Here is a 565-nt window from a genome sequence, read left to right as displayed (position 1 = left end):
GAGGTGGAAGCGTGGTGACACGTGCAGCTGACGGATACTAATCGATCGAGGACTTAACTTAAAACAAAAAGCGGAGACGACCGTTAAGGTCCGACTGGATAAGTAAGACCGCGACAAGGCTGGGTTTTAGCCTTGTAGAGGAATTGCTTATACAGCGAGGACCTGGGAGTCGGAGTTGGATTAAAACAAAAAGCGTCGCGGGATTGGTCAGATGCGACACGCATAAGCCAGTCACCGAAAAGCCCTGCAATATGGGCTTGTAGGGGAATGACTTATGACGCGAGCATCTAGCCCGCAGAGCTGGATTAAAAAAACGTGTCAATGTTCGTTGATTGTCTTCCCTCTTATCTAGTTTTGAAGGTACATCTTTCTTAAAAGCACCTAAAGGAAGTTCTGTTAAGACCGTTCACGTCCTGTGAACAACACAGAACGACCTGCATCCTGCAGGTCTGGTGGCAATAGCGGAGAGGTCACACCTGTTCCCATGCCGAACACAGAAGTTAAGCTCTCCAGCGCCCATGGTAGTTGGGGCTTTGCCCCTGCGAGAGTAGGACGCCGCCAGGCA

Annotated in this window: 1 rRNA gene; it reads left to right on the top strand. The window is 50.3% G+C overall.

The features are described from left to right. The first annotated feature begins 448 nt into the window (after positions 1 to 448). A 5S ribosomal RNA gene (rrf, locus tag BN1067_RS20750) occupies positions 449 to 564 on the top strand. Position 565: the final 1 nt, after the last annotated feature.

The sequence above is a fragment of the Virgibacillus senegalensis genome (assembly GCF_000821245.2).
GTDB lineage: Bacteria > Bacillota > Bacilli > Bacillales > Amphibacillaceae > Sediminibacillus > Sediminibacillus senegalensis.
The sequence above is the reverse complement of the archived record's forward strand: the minus strand, read 5'-3'. Positions and strand labels throughout refer to the sequence as shown.